Source organism: Streptomyces turgidiscabies Car8 (assembly GCF_000331005.1).
Lineage (GTDB): Bacteria > Actinomycetota > Actinomycetes > Streptomycetales > Streptomycetaceae > Streptomyces > Streptomyces turgidiscabies.
Window position 1 is genome coordinate 1 of record NZ_AEJB01000340.1, and the last position, 21,272, is coordinate 21,272.

The 21,272-nt window shown below is 70.5% G+C and carries 16 protein-coding genes and 2 pseudogenes; 9 read left to right on the forward strand and 9 right to left on the reverse strand.

Going from position 1 to position 21,272, the window contains the following annotated elements; all coding sequences use genetic code 11:
- The coding region (locus STRTUCAR8_RS22795) for a DUF418 domain-containing protein (RefSeq protein WP_078507279.1) at positions 1-1,262 on the reverse strand (1,262 nt) is incomplete at its 3' end.
- A 316-nt stretch (positions 1,263-1,578) separates the two neighbouring features.
- Here STRTUCAR8_RS22795 and STRTUCAR8_RS22800 point away from each other — a divergent pair.
- Positions 1,579-3,367 (forward strand): annotated as a pseudogene (locus STRTUCAR8_RS22800) (ABC transporter ATP-binding protein).
- Between the two features lie 100 nt (positions 3,368-3,467).
- Positions 3,468-3,995 carry a hypothetical protein gene (locus STRTUCAR8_RS22805; RefSeq protein ID WP_006378295.1) on the forward strand — a complete coding sequence of 176 codons (528 nt, stop codon included), beginning with the start codon at positions 3,468-3,470 and terminating at the stop codon, positions 3,993-3,995.
- A 178-nt stretch (positions 3,996-4,173) separates the two neighbouring features.
- Here the strand turns inward: STRTUCAR8_RS22805 and STRTUCAR8_RS22810 are convergent, their stop codons facing one another.
- Entirely contained in the window at positions 4,174-5,286 is a 1,113-nt protein-coding gene (locus tag STRTUCAR8_RS22810; protein ID WP_044472697.1) for a sensor histidine kinase, read from the reverse strand.
- Positions 5,283-5,981, reverse strand: coding sequence for a response regulator (locus STRTUCAR8_RS22815; RefSeq protein ID WP_006378282.1), 699 nt, complete (start codon positions 5,979-5,981; stop codon positions 5,283-5,285). Before STRTUCAR8_RS22815 ends, STRTUCAR8_RS22810 begins: the two co-directional genes overlap by 4 nt.
- A 164-nt stretch (positions 5,982-6,145) precedes the next feature.
- On the opposite strand from STRTUCAR8_RS22815, the gene STRTUCAR8_RS22820 reads away from it, so the two are divergent.
- The 3 genes from STRTUCAR8_RS22820 to STRTUCAR8_RS55705 all read left to right on the forward strand — a co-directional run bounded on the left by STRTUCAR8_RS22820 (position 6,146) and on the right by STRTUCAR8_RS55705 (position 8,816).
- Entirely contained in the window at positions 6,146-7,357 is a 1,212-nt protein-coding gene (locus STRTUCAR8_RS22820) for a DUF418 domain-containing protein (RefSeq protein WP_006378302.1), read from the forward strand.
- Between the two features lie 382 nt (positions 7,358-7,739).
- Positions 7,740-8,120 carry a hypothetical protein gene (locus STRTUCAR8_RS55700; RefSeq protein ID WP_407705446.1) on the forward strand — a complete coding sequence of 127 codons (381 nt, stop codon included), beginning with the start codon at positions 7,740-7,742 and terminating at the stop codon, positions 8,118-8,120.
- A gap of 336 nt (positions 8,121-8,456) precedes the next feature.
- Positions 8,457-8,816, forward strand: a complete 360-nt coding sequence (locus STRTUCAR8_RS55705; protein WP_407705445.1) for a hypothetical protein — start codon at positions 8,457-8,459, stop codon at positions 8,814-8,816.
- A 432-nt stretch (positions 8,817-9,248) separates the two neighbouring features.
- On the opposite strand, the gene STRTUCAR8_RS22830 is transcribed toward STRTUCAR8_RS55705, so the two are convergent.
- Positions 9,249-10,190 (reverse strand): nitrilase-related carbon-nitrogen hydrolase, encoded by a 942-nt coding sequence (locus tag STRTUCAR8_RS22830; RefSeq protein WP_052350903.1) that lies wholly within the window; start codon positions 10,188-10,190, stop codon positions 9,249-9,251.
- 50 nt (positions 10,191-10,240) lie between these two features.
- On the opposite strand from STRTUCAR8_RS22830, the gene STRTUCAR8_RS22835 reads away from it, so the two are divergent.
- Complete coding sequence (locus STRTUCAR8_RS22835) at positions 10,241-11,149, forward strand: LysR family transcriptional regulator (protein ID WP_006378299.1); 909 nt, start codon at positions 10,241-10,243, stop codon at positions 11,147-11,149.
- A 187-nt stretch (positions 11,150-11,336) separates the two neighbouring features.
- Here STRTUCAR8_RS22835 and STRTUCAR8_RS22840 read toward each other — a convergent pair whose 3' ends face one another.
- From STRTUCAR8_RS22840 to STRTUCAR8_RS22845, 3 genes are read right to left on the reverse strand one after another with little or no spacing between them, the layout of a single operon-like run.
- A complete protein-coding gene (locus STRTUCAR8_RS22840) occupies positions 11,337-12,347 on the reverse strand; it encodes a hypothetical protein (RefSeq protein ID WP_143666507.1) in 1,011 nt (336 codons plus the stop codon).
- Positions 12,348-12,374: 27 nt separating this feature from the next.
- A complete protein-coding gene (locus STRTUCAR8_RS48370; RefSeq protein WP_006378297.1) occupies positions 12,375-12,734 on the reverse strand; it encodes a hypothetical protein in 360 nt (119 codons plus the stop codon).
- The gene (locus tag STRTUCAR8_RS22845) at positions 12,731-14,008 is read right to left on the reverse strand and encodes a glycosyltransferase (protein ID WP_006378284.1); all 1,278 of its coding nucleotides are present in this window, start codon (positions 14,006-14,008) and stop codon (positions 12,731-12,733) included. Before STRTUCAR8_RS22845 ends, STRTUCAR8_RS48370 begins: the two co-directional genes overlap by 4 nt.
- A 558-nt stretch (positions 14,009-14,566) precedes the next feature.
- Here STRTUCAR8_RS22845 and STRTUCAR8_RS22850 point away from each other — a divergent pair.
- The 3 genes from STRTUCAR8_RS22850 (at position 14,567) to STRTUCAR8_RS54370 (ending at position 19,417) form a co-directional block, all read left to right on the forward strand.
- Positions 14,567-17,308: an nSTAND1 domain-containing NTPase gene (locus tag STRTUCAR8_RS22850; protein WP_006378298.1), complete on the forward strand. Its 2,742-nt coding sequence runs from the start codon at positions 14,567-14,569 to the stop codon at positions 17,306-17,308.
- Positions 17,309-17,522: 214 nt separating this feature from the next.
- Entirely contained in the window at positions 17,523-18,296 is a 774-nt protein-coding gene (locus tag STRTUCAR8_RS55995) for a WD40 repeat domain-containing protein (protein ID WP_006378300.1), read from the forward strand.
- A 443-nt stretch (positions 18,297-18,739) separates the two neighbouring features.
- Positions 18,740-19,417: a sensor histidine kinase gene (locus STRTUCAR8_RS54370; RefSeq protein ID WP_052350905.1), complete on the forward strand. Its 678-nt coding sequence runs from the start codon at positions 18,740-18,742 to the stop codon at positions 19,415-19,417.
- 19 nt (positions 19,418-19,436) lie between these two features.
- Here STRTUCAR8_RS54370 and STRTUCAR8_RS22860 read toward each other — a convergent pair whose 3' ends face one another.
- Both STRTUCAR8_RS22860 and STRTUCAR8_RS22865 read right to left on the reverse strand, forming a co-directional pair.
- Positions 19,437-20,138 carry a ribosome-inactivating family protein gene (locus STRTUCAR8_RS22860; RefSeq protein WP_234372572.1) on the reverse strand — a complete coding sequence of 234 codons (702 nt, stop codon included), beginning with the start codon at positions 20,136-20,138 and terminating at the stop codon, positions 19,437-19,439.
- Between the two features lie 538 nt (positions 20,139-20,676).
- A pseudogene (locus STRTUCAR8_RS22865) lies at positions 20,677-21,272 on the reverse strand (beta-galactosidase); the annotation flags it as partial.

The window sequence follows — 21,272 nt, forward strand, 5'->3', positions numbered from 1 at the left end:
CATCGGATGTGCTTCGCAGGCTTGGTGGCGGCGTTGAGGAGGTATTCCAGGGGGCCTCGGCGGAAGAAGCGGGACCAGATCGCGGCGAACACGGTCGCCCCGAGGACGAACATGATCAGCGGCACCCATGATTGCTGGGTGCCGGTCCCGGCGGGCACGGACAGCGCGGACTGGGCGAGGAAGTGGCCGACGTAGGCGGTCAGGGACATGGTGCCCACGGCGATGACCGGCTTGGCCAGGCGGCGCAGTCGCGGCAGTCGGTCCATCGCCACGGTCGCGCCCACGATCACGAGGATCGCGATTCCTACGCTGCCGATGATGTCGAACGTGGTGCCGCTGTGCGGCCCGGCCGACAGGAGCGACGACGCCGGCATACCGGGGAACGACCCTGCATCAGCGGGCATCGACCCGCTGCCAGTGGGCATCGACCCGGAGCCGCCGGACGACGACCCGTCTTCCGCGAGGCTCCGCAACGCGCCCTTGCCGGCGAGCAGCAGGGACATGCCGTACGCGGCCGCGGTGAGGGTGGCGCCGAGCGCGGCCAGGCGCTTCTGAACGGTGCCGGAGGACAGGTCGAGGCGGCCCAGCGCCATGCCCGCGATCACGAACGACATCCAGGTGAGCGCCGGATAGAAGCCGGTGAGCAGCAGGTCGAGGACGCCGACCTCGCCGAGGTGGCGGAGCGGGTCGTAGGCGTTGACGCTCTGCTGGACCGACGGGGTCAGCGCCGAGGTGAGGACGAACGCCAGCTGCGGTGTGACGAGGGCGAACGCGGCCGCGGTGATCGCGAGGGTCCTGGCCGACAGGCGTACCAGGGGCAGGGCCAGGAGGAAGTAGACCCCGTAGAAGCCGAGGATGATCACGCCCCCGTACTCCATCGCCATCACGGTGCCCAGCGCCAGCAGGATCACGGCACGGATCGCGATGCGGGCCCTCGCCTGGCGGCCCGCCTGGCCGGTCTTGGGCTCGCGGCGGCCGGCGAGCAGCATCAGCGAGAACCCTGCGAGGGTGGCGAACAGGACCGACGAGTGGCCATCCGCCATGTATCGGATCCAGCTCGCCACGCCAGTCGTGGCGGACAGCGGGGGGCCGATGTGCACGACGTACATGCCGAACACCGCCAAGGCGCGGGCCAGGTCCACCCCGACGAGGCGTCCCGTCGAGGGACCGGGCGAGGCCGGGGACTCGGGGGAGGTCCGGGGCGGCGGAGGCGAGTTCTCCTGCGGAGCTGACGTCTCCTGCGGCGGCTGTGTCTGTGTCATACGGAGAACCTCGCGTGGGCGTCCGGGGGCGGACCATCCGGCAGTCTTCGGGCTCTCCCCCGCCGATCGGCGGGTACCACCTGCCGACTGGCGGAGTCTTGTCCTGACCTGTCGGTCCGGTGCGACCGGACGGGCGGTGTTGTTCAGCCACTTGGCGGGGGTGGACCCGACGGTTGCCGGGTGGGCGCGTGGCGGCCGGGACTGAAGGTTGGAGGCATGACAGACCGCGCCGGCACAAGGAGCGCGAGGACTGCCCCGGCACTTCGGCCCGCGTAGCGGGTGGTGGCGCCGCGACACCGCGGAGGAAAGGAACTTCGTGAACACCGCATCCGCTCCGACGACGGATGAGCCGTCCCTGTCCGCCCGGGAGACGATCAGGGCACTGGGCGCGTATGTGCGGCCGCACCGGTGGGCGGTCGCCCTCGGTCTGTTGTGCGCCCTGGTCGGGGCCGCCGCGGGGCTGCTGCAGCCGCTGGCCACGAAGGCGCTGGTGGACCGGCTGGCCTCCGGCGAGACCATCGCCGGGATCCTGATCGCGTTCACCGTGCTGGTGGTGCTGGGCACGGCGGTCGAGGCGTTCGGCGCGTACGTGCTGGAGCGGACGGCGGAGTCGGTGGTCCTGGCCGCGCGACGCACTCTTGTAGGGCGGCTGTTGCGGTTGCGGATCGCGGAGTGGGAGCGGATCCCGCCGGGCGATCTGATGTCGAGGGTCACCTCGGACACCACGCTGCTGCGGGCGGTCAGTACCCAGGCGGTCGTCTCCGCGGCCACCGGCGCGGTGGCCTTCGTCGCGGCGGTCGTGGTGATGGCGTTCCTGGACGTCGTGCTGCTGGGTGTGACGCTCGGTGTGATCGTGTCGGTCGGTGGGGCCGCCGCGCTGGTGATGCCACAGATCGCGCGGGCCACCGAGCGGTCGCAGGAGGCGGTCGGGGAGATCTCCGTCGGATTGGAGCGGTCTCTCGGGGCGTTTCGCACGGTGAAGGCGTCCGGTGCCGAGGAGCGGGAGACCGCCCGGGTGGAGGCGGCGGCACGGCGGGCCTGGCGACACGGTGTGGAGAGCGCGAAGTGGGAGGCCATGGCCGCCTCGGCCGACGAACTCGCCCTACAGCTGGCATTTCTCGCGGTGCTCGCCGTCGGCGGGGCGCGCGTGGCGTCCGGGGAGATCCCCGTGTCCACCCTCGTCGCCTTCCTGCTGTACCTCTTCTATCTGATCGAGCCGGTGTCCAGGCTGGTCGACGCCGTGACCTCCTATCAGGAGGGGGCGGCCGCGATCTCCCGCATCGCGGCCGTGGAACGCCTCTCGACGGAATCGCCCGCTCGGCGGACAGGCCCCCCTGCCCCGCCAGGGGACAGCCGCGCCGGGTCCGGCGTCTGTCCGTTTCGAGGACGTGTCCTTCCGCTACCGTCCGGGCCTGCCGTACACCCACCAGCAGGTGAGTTTCGAGGTACCCGGTGCCGGGATGACCGCCTTCGTCGGTCCTTCCGGCGCGGGCAAGTCGACGGTCTTCGCGCTCATCGAGCGGTTCTACGAAGCCACCGGCGGCCGGGTCCTGGTCGATGGCAAGGACGTACGGGACTGGTCCCTGGGCGAGCTGCGGTCCGCCATCGGGTACGTGGAGCAGGACGCTCCGGTGCTGGCCGGCACCCTACGGGAGAACCTGGTCTTCGCGGCGCCGGGTGCGACGGACGACGCCCTCCGCGACGTCCTGACCCGCACGAAGCTCGACACCCTCGTGGAGCGTCTGCCCGACGGCCTGGATACCCCGGTCGGCCATCGCGGCTCGAAGCTGTCGGGCGGTGAGCGGCAGCGAGTCGCCATCGCCCGCGCCGTCCTGCGCAAGCCCCGGCTGCTGCTGTTGGACGAGGCGACCTCGCAACTCGACGCCGTCAACGAGCTGGCGCTGCGGGACGTCATCGCGGACGTGGCCCGGGAGACCACTGTGCTGGTGGTGGCCCACCGTCTGTCGACGGTGACAGGCGCCGACCGGATCGTCGTCATGGACGCCGGCCGGGTCCGGGCCGTGGGCACCCATGACGAACTGGTGGACCAGGACCGGTTGTACGCACGGCTGGCGGCCACCCAGCTCCTGGCCCCCGCGCGATGACCCACCACTCGCAGGGCTGTCCGGTCGTCCACTGCCCCGGTCCCGGCCGGACAACCCATGCACCGACCCCCACGGAAACCAAGACCCCGAAAGGCCGCCTGTGCGCACCGAGTCCGCCATCCGTCGCAGACGTGGCCTATGGGACTGGCTGGCCCAGCCGACTGCGCTGTTCGGCGGCGTGTACGGGCTCCTGGTGTCGAGTTCGGCCGTTGCCGCGCTCACGCAGTTCGGCGAGGTGACTCGAGCGGCGCGCATGGACGACGCCATGTGGGTCCTGTTCACCGCCCTTGCCTCGGCCCTGGCTCATGGGTACGCCCACCAGATCGCCCACCGCGACGCGCAGGGCCGTCCCGGCGTACTAGGTGTGGTGCGTGCCGTGCGCTCCGAATGGCCGCTGGTAGTGGCGGCGCTGCCCACCACGCTGCTGCTGTGCGGGGCGGGCCTCGGCTGGTGGCGCTCCGCAGGCATCGAGTACGTCGCCTTCGGAGTCAACACCGTCCTGCTGCTGGGCTGGGGCATGCTCGCCTCCCGGGCCGCAGGCCGTACGTGGGGACGAGCCGTCAGGATCGGCGGTACTGACATGCTCTTGGGAGTGGCCGTCACCCTGGTCAGCACCCTGCTGAAGTGAGGCGGCGGTCAGGACTGTCAGCCTGGTGCCGGGATCTCACCCGGGCTGACGCGGCACAGGACACGGTCAGGACGGGGAGCTGGCGAGCCGGCGGAGCCACGGTCCAGGGGCGCCGGCGTCCGTTGTCAGGCTGCGGCTCACGTGGGTCTTGTGAGCCGCAAGCCGACGGAACAGCATGTCAGTCCGCGCTGAGGGGAACCCTCAGCCGCACTCGGTAGCCGCCCTGCGCGGTCGGGCCCGCGTCCAGGGTGCCGTGCAGGATCTCGGCCCGTTCGCGCAGGCCGACCAAGCCCTGTTGCGATCCGGGCAGGGAGAGGGAGGGGCGCGTGGGAGGGGTGTTGGTGACGGTCACTCCGATACCGTCCCCGTCCTGCCACAGCTCGACGCGAGCGTTGGCGCCGGGGGCGTGCTTGCGGACGTTGGTCAGCGCCTCCTGAACCGTGCGGTAAAGGGCGCGTTGGGCGGGTGTGCCCACGGTGGGCGGCAGCTCCCCCGTCAGCTCCGTGAGAGTGCCGCTGGATTCGACCAGTTTGCGCAGGTCGGCCAAGGTGGGCTGCGGCGTCAGCTCGGTGGATCTGCCGCCGGAGGCGCGCAGCAGCGTGACCATGGTGCGCAGCTCGTCGAGGGTGGTGACGCTCAGCGAACGGATCGTGCGGGCGGCCTCCTTGGCGTCCGCGTCCTTGGCGGCGACCTGCAACGCCCCGGCCCGTACGGCGATCAGGCTGACCTGGTGGGAGACCACGTCGTGCATCTCACGGGCCAGCTGGGCGCGTTCACGGGCGAGCACGGCCTGGGCGTGCAGGGTCCGCTCGTGCTCCCTGGCCTCCTCGACCTCGGCCAGCCGCCGCGCCAGGTCCCGTCGTGCCTGGAGAAGCTGGCCGAACAGGACCGGGGCGACGCTGGTTGCCAGGCCGTACACGAAGAAGACCAGCGTCATGGTCCGGTCCGCCTCGGCCAGGGGCCACGGCGTACTGCTCGCGACGGCGGCCAGGACGACGCACACCGCGAGGAGACGGCGGTTGCGGGAGCGTTCGGCCAGCGTGAACAGCGCCGCGAGCACAGCGACGGCGACATCCTGCATCAGCGCGACGGGCAGGGTGAGCAGGAAGACGCCGAGCGGGAACCTGCGCCGGAACGCCAACGCCGCGCAGCCGACCGCGGCCAGCGTGACCTCGGGGCGCGTGTGCTCCCACATGTCCACCACCAGCACATCCACGGCTGCCACCGCCACCAGGACGATGTCGACGACCGGCGCGGGAACCCGCTGCCACACGGCACTGGCACGGCTCATCGGCCGCCGGCCTCCGACCGCGTGCGCTCGTCGAGCAGCCCGGCCCGCTGCGCCAGCAGCGCGGCCTGCACCCGGCTCGTCACCCGCAGCTTCGTGAGGATCGCGCTGACGTGGTCCTTCACCGTGCCCGCCCCCAGGTGGATGCGCGCCCCGATGTCGGCGTTCGACAGCCCCTCCGCCACCAGGACGAGGACGTCGCGCTCCCGCGCGGTGAGCAGCCGGACCCGCGCGGCCTCCTGGTCGACGGCCGCCTCGGTGCCGGGGTGGCTGTGCAGCAGCGTCCGCGACGCCTTGGGCGACAGCACCACACCACCCGCGACCAGGGTCCGCACCAGGTGGGCCAGCTGTTCCGGCTCCGTGTCCTTGAGCAGGAAACCGGCCGCACCGGAGTGCAGCGCGGTCAGGATGTACTCGTCGGCGTCGAACGTCGTCAGCATCGCCACCACCGGCGGATCCGGCCTCGTCCGCAACTCGCGCAGGACGGTGAGCCCGTCGACATCCGGCATCCGGATGTCGAGCAGCACCACGTCCGGCCGCTCCCGCCGGACGGTCTCCACCGCGTCGCCGCCGCTCGCGGTCGCGACGACCTCGATGTCCTCGGACGCGCCCAGAATGAGTTCGAAGCCCGAGCGGACCAGCGCCTCGTCGTCGACCACCACTACCCGGATCACGCGCTCCGCCTCACCCTCGTTCATGCCTACGGCCCATGCCGACTCGACCCTAAAGCCACGTAGAGCCCTCGCGACCCGGCGAGCGGCAGCTCCAGCCGCACGGCGGGGTAACACCCACCACTCGGCAGGGACACGGCAGCCTTCTGCCGGATAGTCCATGCTCGGCCCGAGTTTCCACCCTGAGGGCCATGACCCATCACCCAAACTCCCGGCCCCTTACGGCCGACGCGCCGTCCCCCGAACGCGAGCGCGGTGAGCCCTCGACCGGCGCGCCCGGCGTGGGCCGGCTGATCGGGCTGGACCTGGCCCGCGGCCTGGCCGTCTTCGGCATGTACGCGGTTCATGTGGGCCCCGCTCCCAGCCAGGGCGGGGTCATCGGCTTCCTCATGGAGCTGGCGCAGGGCCGCTCTTCCGCCCTGTTCGCCGTCCTGGCCGGCTTCGCGGTCGCCCTCATCACCGGTCGCAGCACACCGAAGACCGGCCTGGCCGGCCGCCAGGCCGTCGCCAAGGTGATCATCAGGGCCGTGATCCTGATGGCCCTGGGCACCGCCCTGACCCTGACCGGAACCCCGGTGGTGCCGATCCTCGCCTTCTACGGACTGTTCTTCCTGCTCGTGCTGCCGCTGTACCGGCTGGAGGCCAAGCCACTGGCGTTGATCGCCGCAGGATGGACCCTGGTAGGTCCGCAGTTGCTGTACGCGCTGAAGCCGGTGGTCGGCGGCCGCGTGTTCCTCTCCTACGGCCAGGCCGACGGCCCCGTCTCACTGTTCTTCACCGGCGGCTATCCGGCCCTGACCTGGGTCCCGTTCGTGGTCGCCGGTATGGCCCTGGCCCGCTGCGACCTGGCTGCCGCGTCCGTCCGGATGCGCCTGGCCCTCACCGGCGTCACTCTCGCCGTCACCGGCTACGGCGGCTCCTGGCTGGCGGTGCGTCTCGTACCCGGTGCCGCCGAAGCCGTTCGGAGAGCCGAAGAGGGGCCGGGGATGTCGTCGGTGTCGTCCGTATCACCTGACAGCATCGGCATCTTCGGCGACACTCCCGCCGGGATGCTGGCCTCAGCCCCGCACAGCGAGGCGACCCTGTCCATCATGGCCGCCACGGGTGTGGCGATCCTGGTGATCACCGCGTGCCTGGCCGCCACGGATGCCTTCCCCCGGCTGCGCCGCCTGGCCAAGCCCGTCATCGCGGTCGGCTCGATGTCACTGACGGCGTACGTCTACCACATCGTCGCCATCTGGCTCCTGGACACCGAGACATCGGCCGTCCCACCGCTGCACATCCTGCTCGGCCTCATCGCGTCCGTCACCGTCATCGCCACCCTCTGGTCCCGCTTCTTCCGGCGAGGGCCGCTCGAATGGCTGATGGGCAGGGCGACCGAACTGGCCCGCCGCATCCGATAAGACGCATCGGGGTGGGTCACGTCCCACGGATGCCGTTCCGACGCGAGTTCGGACGTCACCCCGTCGCTCGCCTCCGTGATCAATATCGATGAGAAGTGACGCCGCTCGGCCTTCAGGCGGAGCGGAAGAACCGCCGGCTCGCGGTGAGCCTGCCGACCCGCGGCATTCCTGCGGCCAGCTTGACCACCACAGGCGTTCTTGTACGACCGACACCGGTCCCCCGCCGATCAGAGGGGGCTACGCCGGCCGACCGGCGGGGGGCCTCCTGAAGCCCGGCGGACGGTCGACCGTCACCGCATCGACAAGGTTGTCCCGGTGACCGAGATCGAAAGTGCCAAGAAAGCGCCCACCCAGCCCTTCGTCGACCGCACGGTTGGTCGAAGTGGTCCTCGCCCGTGCCGAGGCCGTGTTCGGAATGTTCGCTGTGTACGTCGGCCCCTTCAATCCCTTCCCCACCTCCGGCGACGGCGCCGGCACCTGGTTCGTCTGGCTGGCGGGCGGCCGGGCCTCGGCGCTGTTCGCCACCCTCGCCGGATTCTCGCTGGTGCTGATCGCCGGCCGCCTGGAGCCGAAGACCGGGCTGGCCGGCCGCCAGGCGAAGGCCAGGATCGTGATCCGGGCCGTGATCCTGCTCATGGTGGGCATCGCGCTGGCGATGACCGACTTCGGCGGCGGCGTCATCATCAACTTCTACGCGGTGTACTTCTACTGGCCCTGCCCCTGCTGTGGCTGCGGCTGCGGGCCAGGACCCTCGCGACCATAGCGGTCGCGCTCGCGGTCGTCGCGCCGCAGGTGGCGTACTACCGGCGGGCACTGCTCAGCGAGTCGATCGTGGACACCATCGACCCCTACGACCCGATCGCGCGCCTCTCCGGCGTGGGCGTGCTCGACTTCCTGCTCACCGGCTTCTACCCGGCGATCACCTGGATGAGTTCGTCGTCACCGGCATGGCGCTGGGCCGGCTTGATCTGTCCTCGGGCGCCGTGCGGCGGCGCTGGCCGCGGTCGGGCCCGCGCTGATCGCGTTCGGATACGGCGTCTCGTGGCTGGCGCTCCGGCTGAACGGCGGCGCCAAGGAGATGGCGGCCGGGATGCCTGGCATGAAGGAGTTCGACGTCCTCGAGGACCGCGGTGCCATGCAGGATCCCTGCATGGCAGAGGGATCCTTCGACCTGCCGGTCGGCAGTGGGCTGTGGGGCCCCGACGGCTGGGGCCTGCTGGCGGCCGAGCCGCATGGCGGTTCCACGTTCGACCTCGTCGGCTGCCTGGGTGTCGCGATCACCGTGATCCTGTGCCTGACGGTGGCCGTGGACCGGCTGCCGGTGCTGCGCCGGCTGGTAGCGCCAGTCATCGCCGTCAAAACCATGGCCCTGACCCTCTACCGGGTTCGCCCGGGGAAGGAGGCCACACCGACTCGCGAAGTCGCGAGCAGCGGATTTGGTCCATTGAGCGATAGTTGACGACCCGACACCCCAAAAACGAACGTTTCCGCAGGTCAGAAGCCTGCGCAGATGGGGCGGGTGGGACTCGAACCCACGGCCGACGGATTATGCGTCCGCTGCTCCACTCAACGGCGGGGTGCGCTTCCTCAACGCCCGTGGGCCGCCGACGACGTCCGGAGGCCCGCTACTGGACCGAAGGATGTCTTTGCTACGCCCCGTCGAAGTCTGGCGACCAGTGGACCACGTTCTCACCTGCCCACCAGCACCACATCGTCACTGCAGGTCAGCGGGGGTGCTGACCGTGTACCACCAAGAGACGAAGTACCTGCTGGCGTCGTACTCGCCGAAGAAGCTGGGCTTCCCGCAGCCCAGCGCGAGCCGACGCCCTCTGGCAGCCGCTGTGCCGGAACGCGCGGTCAGGCGTCGTGGGCGGAGTCCTGCCGGTGTCGGTCAACTGACGGTGACGGTGGCGTGAGGGGATTCGTCGACGTGGAGGGTGAAGACGTCGGGGCGGGCGTAGTGGCCGGTGGTGTCGAGGTCGAAGCGGGCCCGGGTCAGGTCGTCGAGGTCGAGTTCGGCGGTGAGGATGCCCTCGCCGTCGCGCAACGGACCGGCCAGGACCTCGCCGAGCGGGGAGACGATGACGGAGCCGCCGCCGATCAGTACCGTGTCCGGTTCGTCGCCCTGGACGGGGCGGAGGTCGGCCGGCAAAGCGTCGCGGCGCAGGTACTGACTGGCACTGAGAACGAAGGTTCGGCCTTCCAGAGCGATGTGCCGCATGGTGGCCTGCCAGGCATCACGGTCGTCGACGGTCGGCGCACACCACAGGTCCACGCCCTTGGCGTACATCGCCGTACGGAAGAGCGGCATGTAGTTCTCCCAGCAGATGGCGGCGCCGATGCGGGCGGTGCCGGTGTCGACGACGGGGAGGGTGGAGCCGTCACCCTGGCCCCACAGGTAGCGCTCGGCGGCAGTGGGCATCAGCTTGCGATGCAGGCCGCTGTAGCCGTCGGGGCCGAAGAACAGCGCGACGCAGTACAGCGTCCCGCCCCGGCGTTCGACCGCGCCTACCACCGCATGACAGTTCAGCTCCCGGGTAACGGCGGCCAGGTGCTCGGCCTCCGGGCCGGGTATCTCGATGGCCGAAGCGTGGTAGCGGCGGAAGAGGTCCCGGCCCGCAGGGGTGCGGCTGCCGACCGTGATGCCGAAGTCCAACCCCTTCGGGTAGCCGCCGAGGAACGCCTCGGGGAGAACGACGACCTCGGCACCCTGGCCGGCGGCCTCGCGGATGAGTTCCTCAGCCCGGGCCAGTGCGGCCGGGGTGTCGAACAACGGTGCGGCCGCCTGGGCGACGGCGACGGTCATGGTGCGGCGAGACTCAGCAAGGGTCATGCGGTCGACCGTAGAAACCCCCGCACGCATCCGGCAAACTAATCATCGAAATGATCGACATCTATGAAACCGAATTCCGGAAGGCTGACCTCAATCTGCTGGTCGTCTTCGCGGCACTGCTGCGCGAGCGCAGTGTCACCCGGGCCGCCGCCGCCCTGCATCTGAGCCAGGGAGCGACCAGCGCCGCCCTCGGCCGGCTGCGCGGACTCTTCGGCGACGAGCTGTTCACCCGCACCCGCAGCGGGGTCGAACCCACACCGCGTGCCGTCGAACTCGCCCGCCTCATCGAACCGGCCCTCGGACTCATCCACGGCGCCGTGACCGAGCGGGACCACTTCGACGCGGCCACAGCCCGGCGCACCTTCACCCTGGGCATGTCAGACGACATCGAAGCAGCCCTGTTGCCCCGCCTGCTGGCCGCCACCGCCCAACTGCCGGGTATCCGGCTCACCGTACGGCAGGCCAGCCGCAACACCGTCGCCGACATGATCGACCGCGGCGAGGTCGACCTCGGCCTGGCCGCCGCCCCCGCGCACGGCACCGACCACCGCATCCACGACCTGTTCACCTCCGGCTACACCTGCGTTTTCAACCCCCGCCTCCTGCCACTGCGGACCCCGATCACGCTGGAGGACTATCTGGCCCACCCCCATCTCCTGATCTCCTACGACGGCCGCCGCGGGATCGTCGACGACCTCCTGGAAGCTCGCGGACTCGAACGCCGAGTGATCGCCGCCACCACCCACTTCGCCGGAGCAGCCATCCACCTCGCCACACTGCCCGCCCTCGTCACGCTTCCCACCCACGCAGCCACCGTCTACGCCGACACCTTGGGCCTGACAGCCACGGCGCCGCCCCTGCCGATGCCCCGGTACACCATCAGCGCGATCTGGCACGGCACCACCACCGATGATCCCGCCCACGCCTGGCTCCGTCGCCTCGTCGGCGAGGCGCGTTGAGAGTGGGACGCCGAGAAGAGCAGTCGTCGACATCGATCAGCACCACGCTCTCGACGTCCTCTCGCCGCACCCGACGTGCCGCCTTCACAGGTGTCCACCCAACTCGACGGCTACCTGATCGGCCCTGGGCGGTCCCGGCGACAGGTGGAACCTGCAGCGCTCGGTGAAAGGGGCACACAGCCGTGCGTCATGGACTCACGACGACGGTCCATCCGGGGCGGTAGGTGTCCGGCACCGGAAAGACTTGCCAGTCGCGTGCGTAGTGCGGCGGCTTTCCCTCGCGAAGGACTACCGCGTTCGGGCGCGCCGGGGGATCCGTCTCCGAGACAGTGCAGCCCGCGGTGTTGGCGATGGGAATCGTCGAAGTGTTTCCCGCGAGGACACACGGCGGGTGCACCCCGTGCTCGCGCAGCACGGAGGTGATCCGGTCCCAGTCTTCGCGGGCCCGGTACTGGAGACTCGCATGACTGTGTACGAGGTCGACCTGGATGCCCCAGTGCCCGAGGAGTGCCAGGGTGAGCACTGCGGCCGTCGGCAGCGAACGGCGGTTGCGGGCCCGGTGGACGACGGCGAGGAGCCCGACAGCGGCAGGAACTGCCAGCAGAGCGTAGGCCGGCAGCAGGAACCGCGGCGCGGCGTAGGGGACGAGGAAGAGATACGGCGCCGCCGTGGCTCCCGCCACGGCCACCGCCAGCCACAGCGGTGCAGCGGACCGGCGGGCCCGGCGCTCCGCCCACAGTCCCAGGCCGACCAGCAGCGGCAGCAGTACCCACCACTCCGTGACGGGCAGTCGTACGCTGTCGCCCGTACAGGGACGGCACAGCAGCGGGCCGTCCAGCGCGGTGAAATGGGCACCCAGGGAGAAGACGGCCCGCAGGCCGCCCTGGACCTCGTCGGCCTCCGCGAGCCGGTTGCGCACACCACCGAACCGCACCTCGGCCTCGACGACCCAGGGCAGCGCACCCGCCACGAGTCCGGCCGCCACGGCCGACAGACGTCCCCGGAGGCGACCATGACCGCGCAGTGCGGGCATCAGTACGGCGGCCAGGAGCAGCGGCACGGCGACGGCCACGCCGTCGTTGGGCCGCATCAGGGTCACCACCGCCAGGCCTGCCGCGACACCCGCGTACCGGGGACGTGGCGCGAGGAGACAGCCCACCGCAGCGGTGGCACCCATCGCGGTGTAGTGGTTCGGCATCGCGGAACCGGCGTAGAACACAGTGATTTAGAGGCTGCCGTACAGCCCGGCTGCCACCCACACCGCCGCCGGGCGGTGCACGATCCGCAGCCAGGGTCGGAATCCCAGCCAGAGCGCACCGCCGGCCAGCAGGAGCAGCCACACCCTGAGCAGCACCGTCGAGTCGCTCCAGGAGGCGATCGGAGCAAGCAGCAGGGGGACCCCGCGGGTACGAGGGGCACTGAACGGGGTCGCGGGACCGTACGATCCGAAGCGGCTGGCATACACGATCTCGTCCCAGCCGAGCGGCAGTGTGAGCGGTACGAGGACGGCCGACAGCAGACAGAACCCGGCGACCACGACCCACAGCATCCGCTGTGCCGAGGCCGCTGTGCGGTCCGCGTTCATCCGACCCACCCCAGCTTGCGCCGCGCGCGACGCACCGCTCCGCGGGCGAGAATGCCTGCCGTGGCGGCGAACACGGTGCCCCGGTCGCGCCAGTCGGCCAGGCCGGGTGGTGGAGCAGCGGACCGCGCGGCCCGCTCCTGCACCAGTGTGCTGAAAAGGCGTTCGTAGCGGTCGGCGATGCCATCCGGGGTGAATCGTTTCGCCGCACCGGCTCGGGCGGCCCTGCCCATCTCCGCACGTCGCCCGTCGTCCCGCATCAGTGCCAGCAGCGCGTCGGCTACGCCCCGGGTGCTGTCGCGCGGGACGAGCCAGCCGTCCACACCGTGGCGGATGATCTCGCCGGGCCCGTGGGGGCAGTCGGTGCTCACCACGGGCAGGCCGCAGCGCATGGCCTCCACGATCGTCATTCCGAACGACTCGTGCGCGGAGGTCACCGCGGCGATGGAGCCCTTGACCCACTCGGCCTCGATGGGAGTGGCGGAACCCATCAGGAAGACCCGGTCACCGAGGCCGTGATGGGCTATCCGGTCGGCTATCCGGACACGCTCCGCGCCGTCCCCGTAGATGCGCAGGGACCAGTCGGGGCAGGCCGCACCGGCCAGGGCGAACGCGTCGACCAGCATCTCGTACCGCTTGACCCGGGCCAACCGTCCCGCCGCGACGACGACCTTGGCCGCCGGGTCGGCCGGCGGCAGCGGCGGTTCGGGGACGCTGTTGGGGATGGCGAGCACCCGGGTGCGTGGCAGCCGCAGGCCGCGCAGGTGGTCGCGCGCGTCAGCCTCGGTCATGGTGACCAGGGCGTCGAGGCCTCCGTACCAGCGCTGGAGTTCGGTCCGCAGTCGGTGCGGGTGGTTGTCGTGGGTGAGGTGCTCCTGGCCGACGCGTACGGCGTGTCGTGGCCCGAACCGGGCCAGCAGCGCGTTGAGTCCGGCTCTGGTGCCCACGACGACGTCGGCGTCCGTCTCCCTCAGCCAGTCGATGACCCGCTGCTCGGCGAGCTGGTGGTACTGGTAGGAGCGGCTGTCCCCCTTCGGGAAGACCTCTCCGGCCCGCCGTGCGGAAGGGGCCGCCACGTCTGCGGACCCCTCGCGCCGGTCCACCAGGGCCCGCAGGGGCACCTCCGCCGACCGCCCCAGTTGTGGTCTCTCCCGATGCCGGAAGACCGACACGAGTTCCACCTGGTGTCGCTCGGCGAGCGTGTCGGCGAGCGTCACGGTGGTCCTTACAGTGCCGCCCATCGCGTAGGCGTTGTGCAGCAGGAAGGCGATGCGCACGTGCGGTGTCCCCCGGTTTCCCTGTCATATGGCTGGTCAGTGACACTGTGTTCACCTACCGCAAGGCGGACCGAATCAACGCGTTCCAGTACATTCCTGGACACACTCACCGTCGCCCGACTGTTGAGGCGCTTGCGCTCCGGAATCGTCATCGCTCGGGTGACTCTGCGTGCCGGGACCCGGCCTTGCTGCACTGACACTGACAACCGGAAAGTTGTTTGGCACCCCCCTTTTGCCAGGCCAGACAACCCCGTGGGCGGTGTTCGGTTCTCGGCTCCAGGACTCGACCCCGATGATGACGGACACTCAGAGTGAGCACACGGCTGCCCGGGGGCCGCGACCCACCTCGAGCGCCTCGCGATCATCCGCGAGACCCTCACACACCTCGCCGGCGAACGGTCGTCGGCACCGCAGCCGGAGCCGCTGGTTGTTGCCGCCTTCACTTCGCGAGCCCGCTGGCGAACATCACAGCTGGAAAGGGTTCTCGCCCGAGGAGCGCGAAAAGTACCTTGGAGCGCTGATCAGCATGTTCTTCTTATGCGTGAAAGAGGCTTTGCGATGGGACGTCCCGAACTGCCGGTCGACCCGGCGGCCGGTCCCGTGGAGCGACTCGCGCACGATCTTCGGGAGCTGCGCCGTTCGGCGGGTGGCGTGTCGTACCGGACCATGGCGAAGAAGGCCGGCTTCTCGGTGACCACCCTGGCGAAAGCGGCGAGCGGCGAGCGGCTGCCGTCGCTGGCCGTGTTCCTGGCGTACGTCCAGGCATGCGGCGCCGACCCTGTTCCGTGGGAGGCGCGGTGGGCGGAGGCCGAGGCGCTGGCCGGGGAGGAGAGGCAGGAAGCTGCCGACGCCGTATCGCCCTACTGTGGCCTCGCGCGTTTCGAGCCCGACGACCGCGAGCTGTTCTTCGGCCGGGACCGGCTGATCGACGATCTGAGCAAGCTGGGGTGCGCGGCCTCGTTCGCCGTGGTGTTCGGGGCGTCCGGCAGCGGCAAGTCCTCCCTGCTGCGGGCAGGTCTCATTCCCCTTCTGCAGGAGAGGATCGCCCAGCAGGGGCACAAGGCGGTGCTACGGATCCTCACTCCGGGAGCCCGGCCCGCCGCCACCTACGGACATCTGCTGACACCGAAGGCCGACGATCCGGAGAGCTGGGTGGTGGTGGATCAGTTCGAGGAGGTCTACACCCTCTGCCGCGAGCGTGCCGAGCGGGACCGCTTCCTCGACCTTCTGCTGGCCGCGCGCGACCCGGGAAGCCGACTGCGCGTGCTCATCGCCGTACGATCCGACTTCTACGCGCGGTGCGCCGAGCACCCGCGACTGGCCGAGGCGCTGCACGGGAGCGGGCTCCTGGTCAGGCCCATGACCGCCGACGAACTGCGCGAAGCGGTGATCGGTCCCGCGCAGGCGGCCGGGCTCATCGTGGAGCGGACACTGACCGCACGGATCGTCGAGGACGTTCTCGACGAGCCCGGCGGACTGCCGATGCTTTCCCACGCCCTGTTGGAGACCTGGCGGCGCCGCAACGGACGGATGCTGACCCTGGCCGCGTACGAAGCGGCCGGCGGGGTACGCGGCGCGATCGCGGCCACCGCCGAGGAAGCGTACGGGGAACTCTCACCGGCGCAGGCGCACGCCGCCCGGCACCTGCTCCTGCGGATGGTCGAGCCCGGCCAGGGCAACGCCGACACCCGCCGCCCGATCACCTGGGAGGAAATGGCCGGGTGGGAGGACCCCGAAGTGCGAGCCGTCACCGGGCGACTGACCCAGGCGCGGCTGCTGACCACGGACGACGACGGCGTGCAGCTCGCCCACGAGGCGCTCATCACGTGCTGGCCGCGGCTGCGCGAGTGGGTCGAAGCGGACCGGGAGCGGCTGCGCCACCACCGGCAGCTGACCGACGCCGCCCGCACCTGGCTGGAGCATGACCGCGACGCGGGCACGCTCTACCGGGGCACCCGCCTGGCGCGGGCCGAGGAACTGTTCGCGGGTGACGACCGCGGTTACGACGGTCTGACGTCCGAGGAGAGGGCCTTCCTCGTCACCGCGGCGGAGCAGCGGGCGACGGAGGAGCGGGCCGCCACCCGGGCCCGGCGCCGGAGCCGCACGCTCACGGCCTCGCTCTGCGCCGTGCTGGCGGTGGCCCTGGTCGTCGGCCTGACCGCCGTACGACTGCGTCAGGACAGCGAGAAGCAGACCACCGACACGGCGGCCCGCCGGGTGGCCGCGGTCGCCGACGCGCTGCGTACCACCGACCCGCGCACCGCGATGCTGCTCGGCGTCGCCGCATGGCGCCTCTCTCCCCTGCCGGAGTCCCGTCGAGCCCTGCTGGGCGCGCTGGCCCAGCCCGAACTGGACAGCTTCACCGACCCGGCGCCCGGTGACGAACCGGCCCGGTTCCTCGACAGCTCCGGGCGCACTCTGCTCAGCACCAGCGACAACACCACCTGGCGGAGGTGGGATGTGGACACCCACCGCCGTATCGCCTCGGGGCCGGTACCTCGCGGGGCGGTACTCGACGCGGGTCCGGGCGGCCGGGTGCTCCTCATCTCGGCCTCTGACACGACCCAGCAGCTGTGGGACACCAGAGCGGGGCGCTGGATCGGGGGTCCGCTGCCGCTCAGGTACACCGTGCGCTTCGGGGCGGGCGGCCGCAACTACCTGGTGACAAGCCTGCACGACGACCGGGCCGGCCTTTACTCCCTCACCGACGGCCACCTGGTCTTCCGGACCCCGCCGGCCGGCGGGGGGGGAGCTCGCCGCCGCGGCGGCCGACGACGACCGGCTGCTGGCCGTCTGCCCGCCCGGCCGGTCTCCGCAGGTCTGGGACACGTCCGCGCGCAGCGTCCGGTCCGGTGCCTGGACGAGCGCTCGCGGCGTCTGTGGCGACGGCACCCGCCTCGGCCTCACCGGCGGCCGGCTCCTCGCTCTCACCGGGGGCCGGGTGCGTGCATGGGACACCACGTCGGGACGAGAGCTCGCCGACGTCGCCCACCCGGGTGCCCTTTGGGCCGTCGTGAGCGCGGACGGCTCGTTTCTGGCGACCGGCGGCGGCCAGGAGATCAGAGTGTGGCGTCTGCCGAGCGGCGGCGCCCCCGTTTTCCGGCACTCCCTGGACAACGAGTCGCTATCCGGTCTCGCCTGGGACTCCTCGCGGCCCCTGCTGCGATACCTGGAAGGAGGCACGGTCCACACCCTCGACCTCACCACGACACTCACCCGCGCCTGGCGCAAGGCTCCGCTCGCCGGGGTCCGGCTCAGCCCCGACGGCAGGACGCTCGCCACCGCCGAACTCATCGGTGACCGCTACGTCTTCCAACTGCGGAAAACACGCGACGGCCGTTTGTTGCGATCCCTGCCGCCCCCGTCACTTCCTGTCTTCCGCACCGGCATACCGACGGTCCCCGGGGAAGCCACCGAACCTCTGCTGTCCTTCAGCCCCGATGGAGGCACGTTCGCGTACGGAGTCTCCGTCGCTGCCGGGGACACGGCACCTCAGCGTCTGACGGTGTGGGACGTGGCCGCCGGACACGCGAAGACCACTGTGGACCTGGCGACGGCGTCCACGACGCCTACGGACGCGATCGCCCTGGGACCGGGCGGCCGTAGGCTCCTCACCGCACGTTTGACCGAAGACGGCTACGACAACGAGACATGGGACATCACTCGGCATCGGAGGACCGCGCTCCTCCCTGGACCGGGCGGCCGTGACCTGGCCGTCAGCCAGGACGGCCGGCTTCTCGTGACCGACAACCGCGTCGTCCGAGCGGGCCGGTCCCACGTCTATGACCTCGTCCAGCACGACGACATCACAGAGATCGCCTTCGCTCCCGACGGCTCCGGCCTGGCGGCCGGCGACGGGACCGGGCGGGTGGCTGTCTGGGACGGCGACCTCCGCCACCGCGCGGGCATACTGCGGAACGTCTTTCTGGCGCCCGCCGATCCGTCCACCGACTCAGCCGAGTCGATCGCGGCTCTCGCCTTCAGTCCGGACGGCCGCACGCTCGCCGTGGGCGGCAACGCGGGCACCGTCCAACTCTGGGACATCGCGACCCAGCAACCTCTCGGTCCGTCTCTGCCCACCCCCGGTGAGAGCATCGACACGCTCGCCTTCAGCCCGGACAGCACCATGTTGTACGCAGGCGGCGAGCACGTCGCGCTCCAGCGGTACGTCGTGGACCCTGACCGAGCCGTGTCCCTTGTCTGCTCGCGTGCCGGGAATACGGAGCTGGCCCGGGCGCAATGGCGCACCTACGTTCCGGACCGGCCGTACCAGCAGGTCTGCCCCTGACCGTCCGGCCCCGGATGTCGTCCGGGATCTGGGCATTCCCAAGGACACACCCGTTCGCCGTGCGGTCGTTGCGTCGAAGGCGACGCGCATCACCGACCGCACCGTGCTGGCGCTGTCACGTTCCTGCTCCCATGAGGCCGACGAACTGGCCACGCTGGACAGGACCCCTGGTCACCACGGGCGCGGCGGCCGCCTTCGGGGTGTCTCTGGCCGGTCTGGCCCCTCGGTGCGCGGACGGGCCGCTGTGCCACGGCCGCCGCCCGTACGGCGGAACGCATCGCCCACGGCGACCTGAGCGCCCGCATCCGCCCGCACGGGCAGGACGAGATCGCGCGGCTCGCCGCATCCGTGAACGCCATGACCGACGTACTCGGCGCCCGGCTGGAGACCGAGCGCCGGGTGACCGCGCTGTCGCGCACGACTTGCGCGCCCCAGTCGCCGCCATGGTGACCGCGACCGGCCCGCTGCCGCCCGGCGCGGCCACCGACCTGGTCGCGGGTGGGGTTCGCAAACTGCGCGGGCTGGTCGAGGACGTTCTCGAAGCCGCCCGTCTCGAAGCCCGGGCGGCGTGTGTGGAGACCGACCCGCGGCGCGTGGAGCGGATCCTGGCCAACCTGGTCACCAACGCACTACGTCATGGCACCCCGCCGGTGACAGTGGAAGCGGACCGGTACGCCGACGGCCCGCTCGTTCGGGTTCGCGACCACGGCCCCGGATTCCCGACCGACCTTCTGGCTGTCGTCACCGCCTCCGGTCCGGAGGGGTTCCGCACCGGCGAGGCCTCCACAGGCAAGCGACTGGGCCTCACCATCGCCTTCGGCCAGGCCCAGTCGCTCGGCGCACGCCTCATCCTGCCGACCATCCCGACGGAGGAGCGGATGCCGCCTTGCGGCTCCTCGCGGCCGACTTCGCGGACGGTGATGCCCGGTGATACACGGACTGCTCCCAGTGGGAGTAAGCCCCCGGCGGGACAGGGGGATTGTCCCGCCGGGGGCGGCCTGTGCTTGATCAGGCCGCTGCCGCTCGCACAGCTCTTGAGAGTGACCGCGAGCAGGTCCGTGGCGATGCGGACGTCGCGGTGGCGACACTGGTGCTGGCGAAGCGGTCAGTGCGGCCGATGAAAACACGGCTGACGCCGGTCTAGTCACGCATCAGGCCGACCTGTTGTGCGGTGACGAACACGCTGGACCCGTTGTCCATGCCGTTCGCGATGTGGCTGGCGATGGGGCGGAACCGGGAGGCCTCGGTGATGGCGATGATGAAGCGCAACATGCCACGTGCCTGCGCGGTGCGGTCGGTGCCGAGGATGCCGAGGTCCCTGAGGCTCTCCTCAAGGCCGGATTCGCCCAGGTCGACGGCGGTCAGCGACTGTTTCGCGACGCGGGCGAGAGCGTCGTAGCCCCGCTTGCCGAGGAACCAGTTGTCGTCGGTGGCGTCCCTTTCGCTGGGGATGCCCGAGGCGAGGTTCAGAACGAAGTTGTGCGGGGTGCCGATGGAGCAGAACCGCACGATAGAGAAATCACTAAGCCGTACGATCGCATGCACTACGGGGGCGTGATTGCCGCCGCCGATCACAATGTCGGCGAAACTGCGGGTCTCCTTGTTGTTGGTAACAACAACATTCACCTCGGTATCGGCGAGCATCCGCAACCGGTCAAGCATTTCCCGATAGGCGCCCGAGCCGCGGTTTATGTCCCAGCGGACCTGCGGGAATTCGACGTTGCCGCTATCACCTGACCTCAGGAACATCACCAGGAATCCGAGAAAGACGGACAAGGTGACTGCGATGAGGACGCTGGCGGGCATGGTGCGCTCCGGTTGTTCGACGTGCAGCGATGTCACGACCGACGCTCACAGCCCGAGGGTTGTTTGGCAGGCCCCCTCTGCCGCCGCTTACAACTCCAAGGGGCGGAGTTATATACTATTTACCCATCTGTAAGGCTTTTGTCGCTTTACGCCTCAACCTTACTCTTCACTCCCCACGGCACGACGGTGAATGTCGCCCCCTTCGGCAACCACGGCTCCAACTCCGCTCACTGCTCGCCCGAAAGATCTCTCCGATGAGATCGCGCTCAGCAATGGCAGATTCAGCCGATGATCCGGTTGGCGGTTTGAAGCCAATTGAAGGGCCGGGCGGAATCGTTCCAGATCTTGGCCTATTCGCCGAGTGCAGCCTTGAGACCGTCGAGTGAGCAGACGACCGCGCGTTGCCGACGGTGCCGTCACAGTCGGCGATCCATCGCTCGACCTGATTGATGTCCGTTCACCTGGACGGAGATGTTGTCCTGATCACGGGCTCGGCCGGCCGCAATTCACAGGACGCGCCTTTCCGTGTCAGGAGTCACCAAGCCAGGCTGCCCTTACTGGGACGCCTGGAGGGGGGCGGGGCACACCGAGGCACATGGGGCAGCAGCGGCGCCCGCTCCCCCAACGCGACGGGGGTGGGCGGAAGTTTGACGCTCGGCGCGGGGACCGGCTCGTCGGGGACGGGTGCGTGCCGGGCGATCACCTCGCGGAAGGCGTGGTACTTCGGTCCGGGGTCACCGTTCTCGGAGAGGGCGGCGTCGTAGTCGTAGGACGTGACCATGGGCTGGTAGGCGTGGTCGTGGTTGGCGCCGTTGGTGAAGGCGAAGTTGGTGCCGCCGTGGAACATGTAGATGTTGACGGACGCGCCCGCCGAGAGCAGCCGGTCGAGGTCGGCGGCGGCGTCGGCCGCGTCCCGGGTGTGGTGCTCCTCGCCCCAGTGGTCGAACCAGCCGATCCAGAACTCCGCGCACATCAGCGGCCCTTCGGGCTGATGCGCCCTCAACTGCTCCAGGGAGGCGGCGACTTTGCTGCCGAAGGTGCCCGTGGTGAGCACCCCGGGGAGACTGCCGGCCGCGAGGTGCTCGGGGTTCGCCTGGTCGCAGGTGAAGAGCAACTCCCCGATCCCGCGCGAGCGCAGGGCCTCCGCGAGGTGTTCGAGATACGCGGCGT

Bases quoted from the DNA above. Each gene is read 5' to 3' on its own strand.
- STRTUCAR8_RS22810 (WP_044472697.1), bottom strand. From the start codon at position 5,286: ATGAGCCGTGCCAGTGCCGTGTGGCAGCGGGTTCCCGCGCCGGTCGTC.
- STRTUCAR8_RS22815 (WP_006378282.1), bottom strand. From the start codon at position 5,981: ATGAACGAGGGTGAGGCGGAGCGCGTGATCCGGGTAGTGGTGGTCGAC.
- STRTUCAR8_RS22820 (WP_006378302.1), top strand. From the start codon at position 6,146: ATGACCCATCACCCAAACTCCCGGCCCCTTACGGCCGACGCGCCGTCC.
- STRTUCAR8_RS55705 (WP_407705445.1), top strand. From the start codon at position 8,457: ATGAAGGAGTTCGACGTCCTCGAGGACCGCGGTGCCATGCAGGATCCC.
- STRTUCAR8_RS22830 (WP_052350903.1), bottom strand. From the start codon at position 10,190: ATGACCCTTGCTGAGTCTCGCCGCACCATGACCGTCGCCGTCGCCCAG.
- STRTUCAR8_RS22835 (WP_006378299.1), top strand. From the start codon at position 10,241: ATGATCGACATCTATGAAACCGAATTCCGGAAGGCTGACCTCAATCTG.
- STRTUCAR8_RS22840 (WP_143666507.1), bottom strand. From the start codon at position 12,347: ATGCCGAACCACTACACCGCGATGGGTGCCACCGCTGCGGTGGGCTGT.
- STRTUCAR8_RS48370 (WP_006378297.1), bottom strand. From the start codon at position 12,734: ATGAACGCGGACCGCACAGCGGCCTCGGCACAGCGGATGCTGTGGGTC.
- STRTUCAR8_RS22850 (WP_006378298.1), top strand. From the start codon at position 14,567: ATGGGACGTCCCGAACTGCCGGTCGACCCGGCGGCCGGTCCCGTGGAG.
- STRTUCAR8_RS54370 (WP_052350905.1), top strand. From the start codon at position 18,740: ATGGTGACCGCGACCGGCCCGCTGCCGCCCGGCGCGGCCACCGACCTG.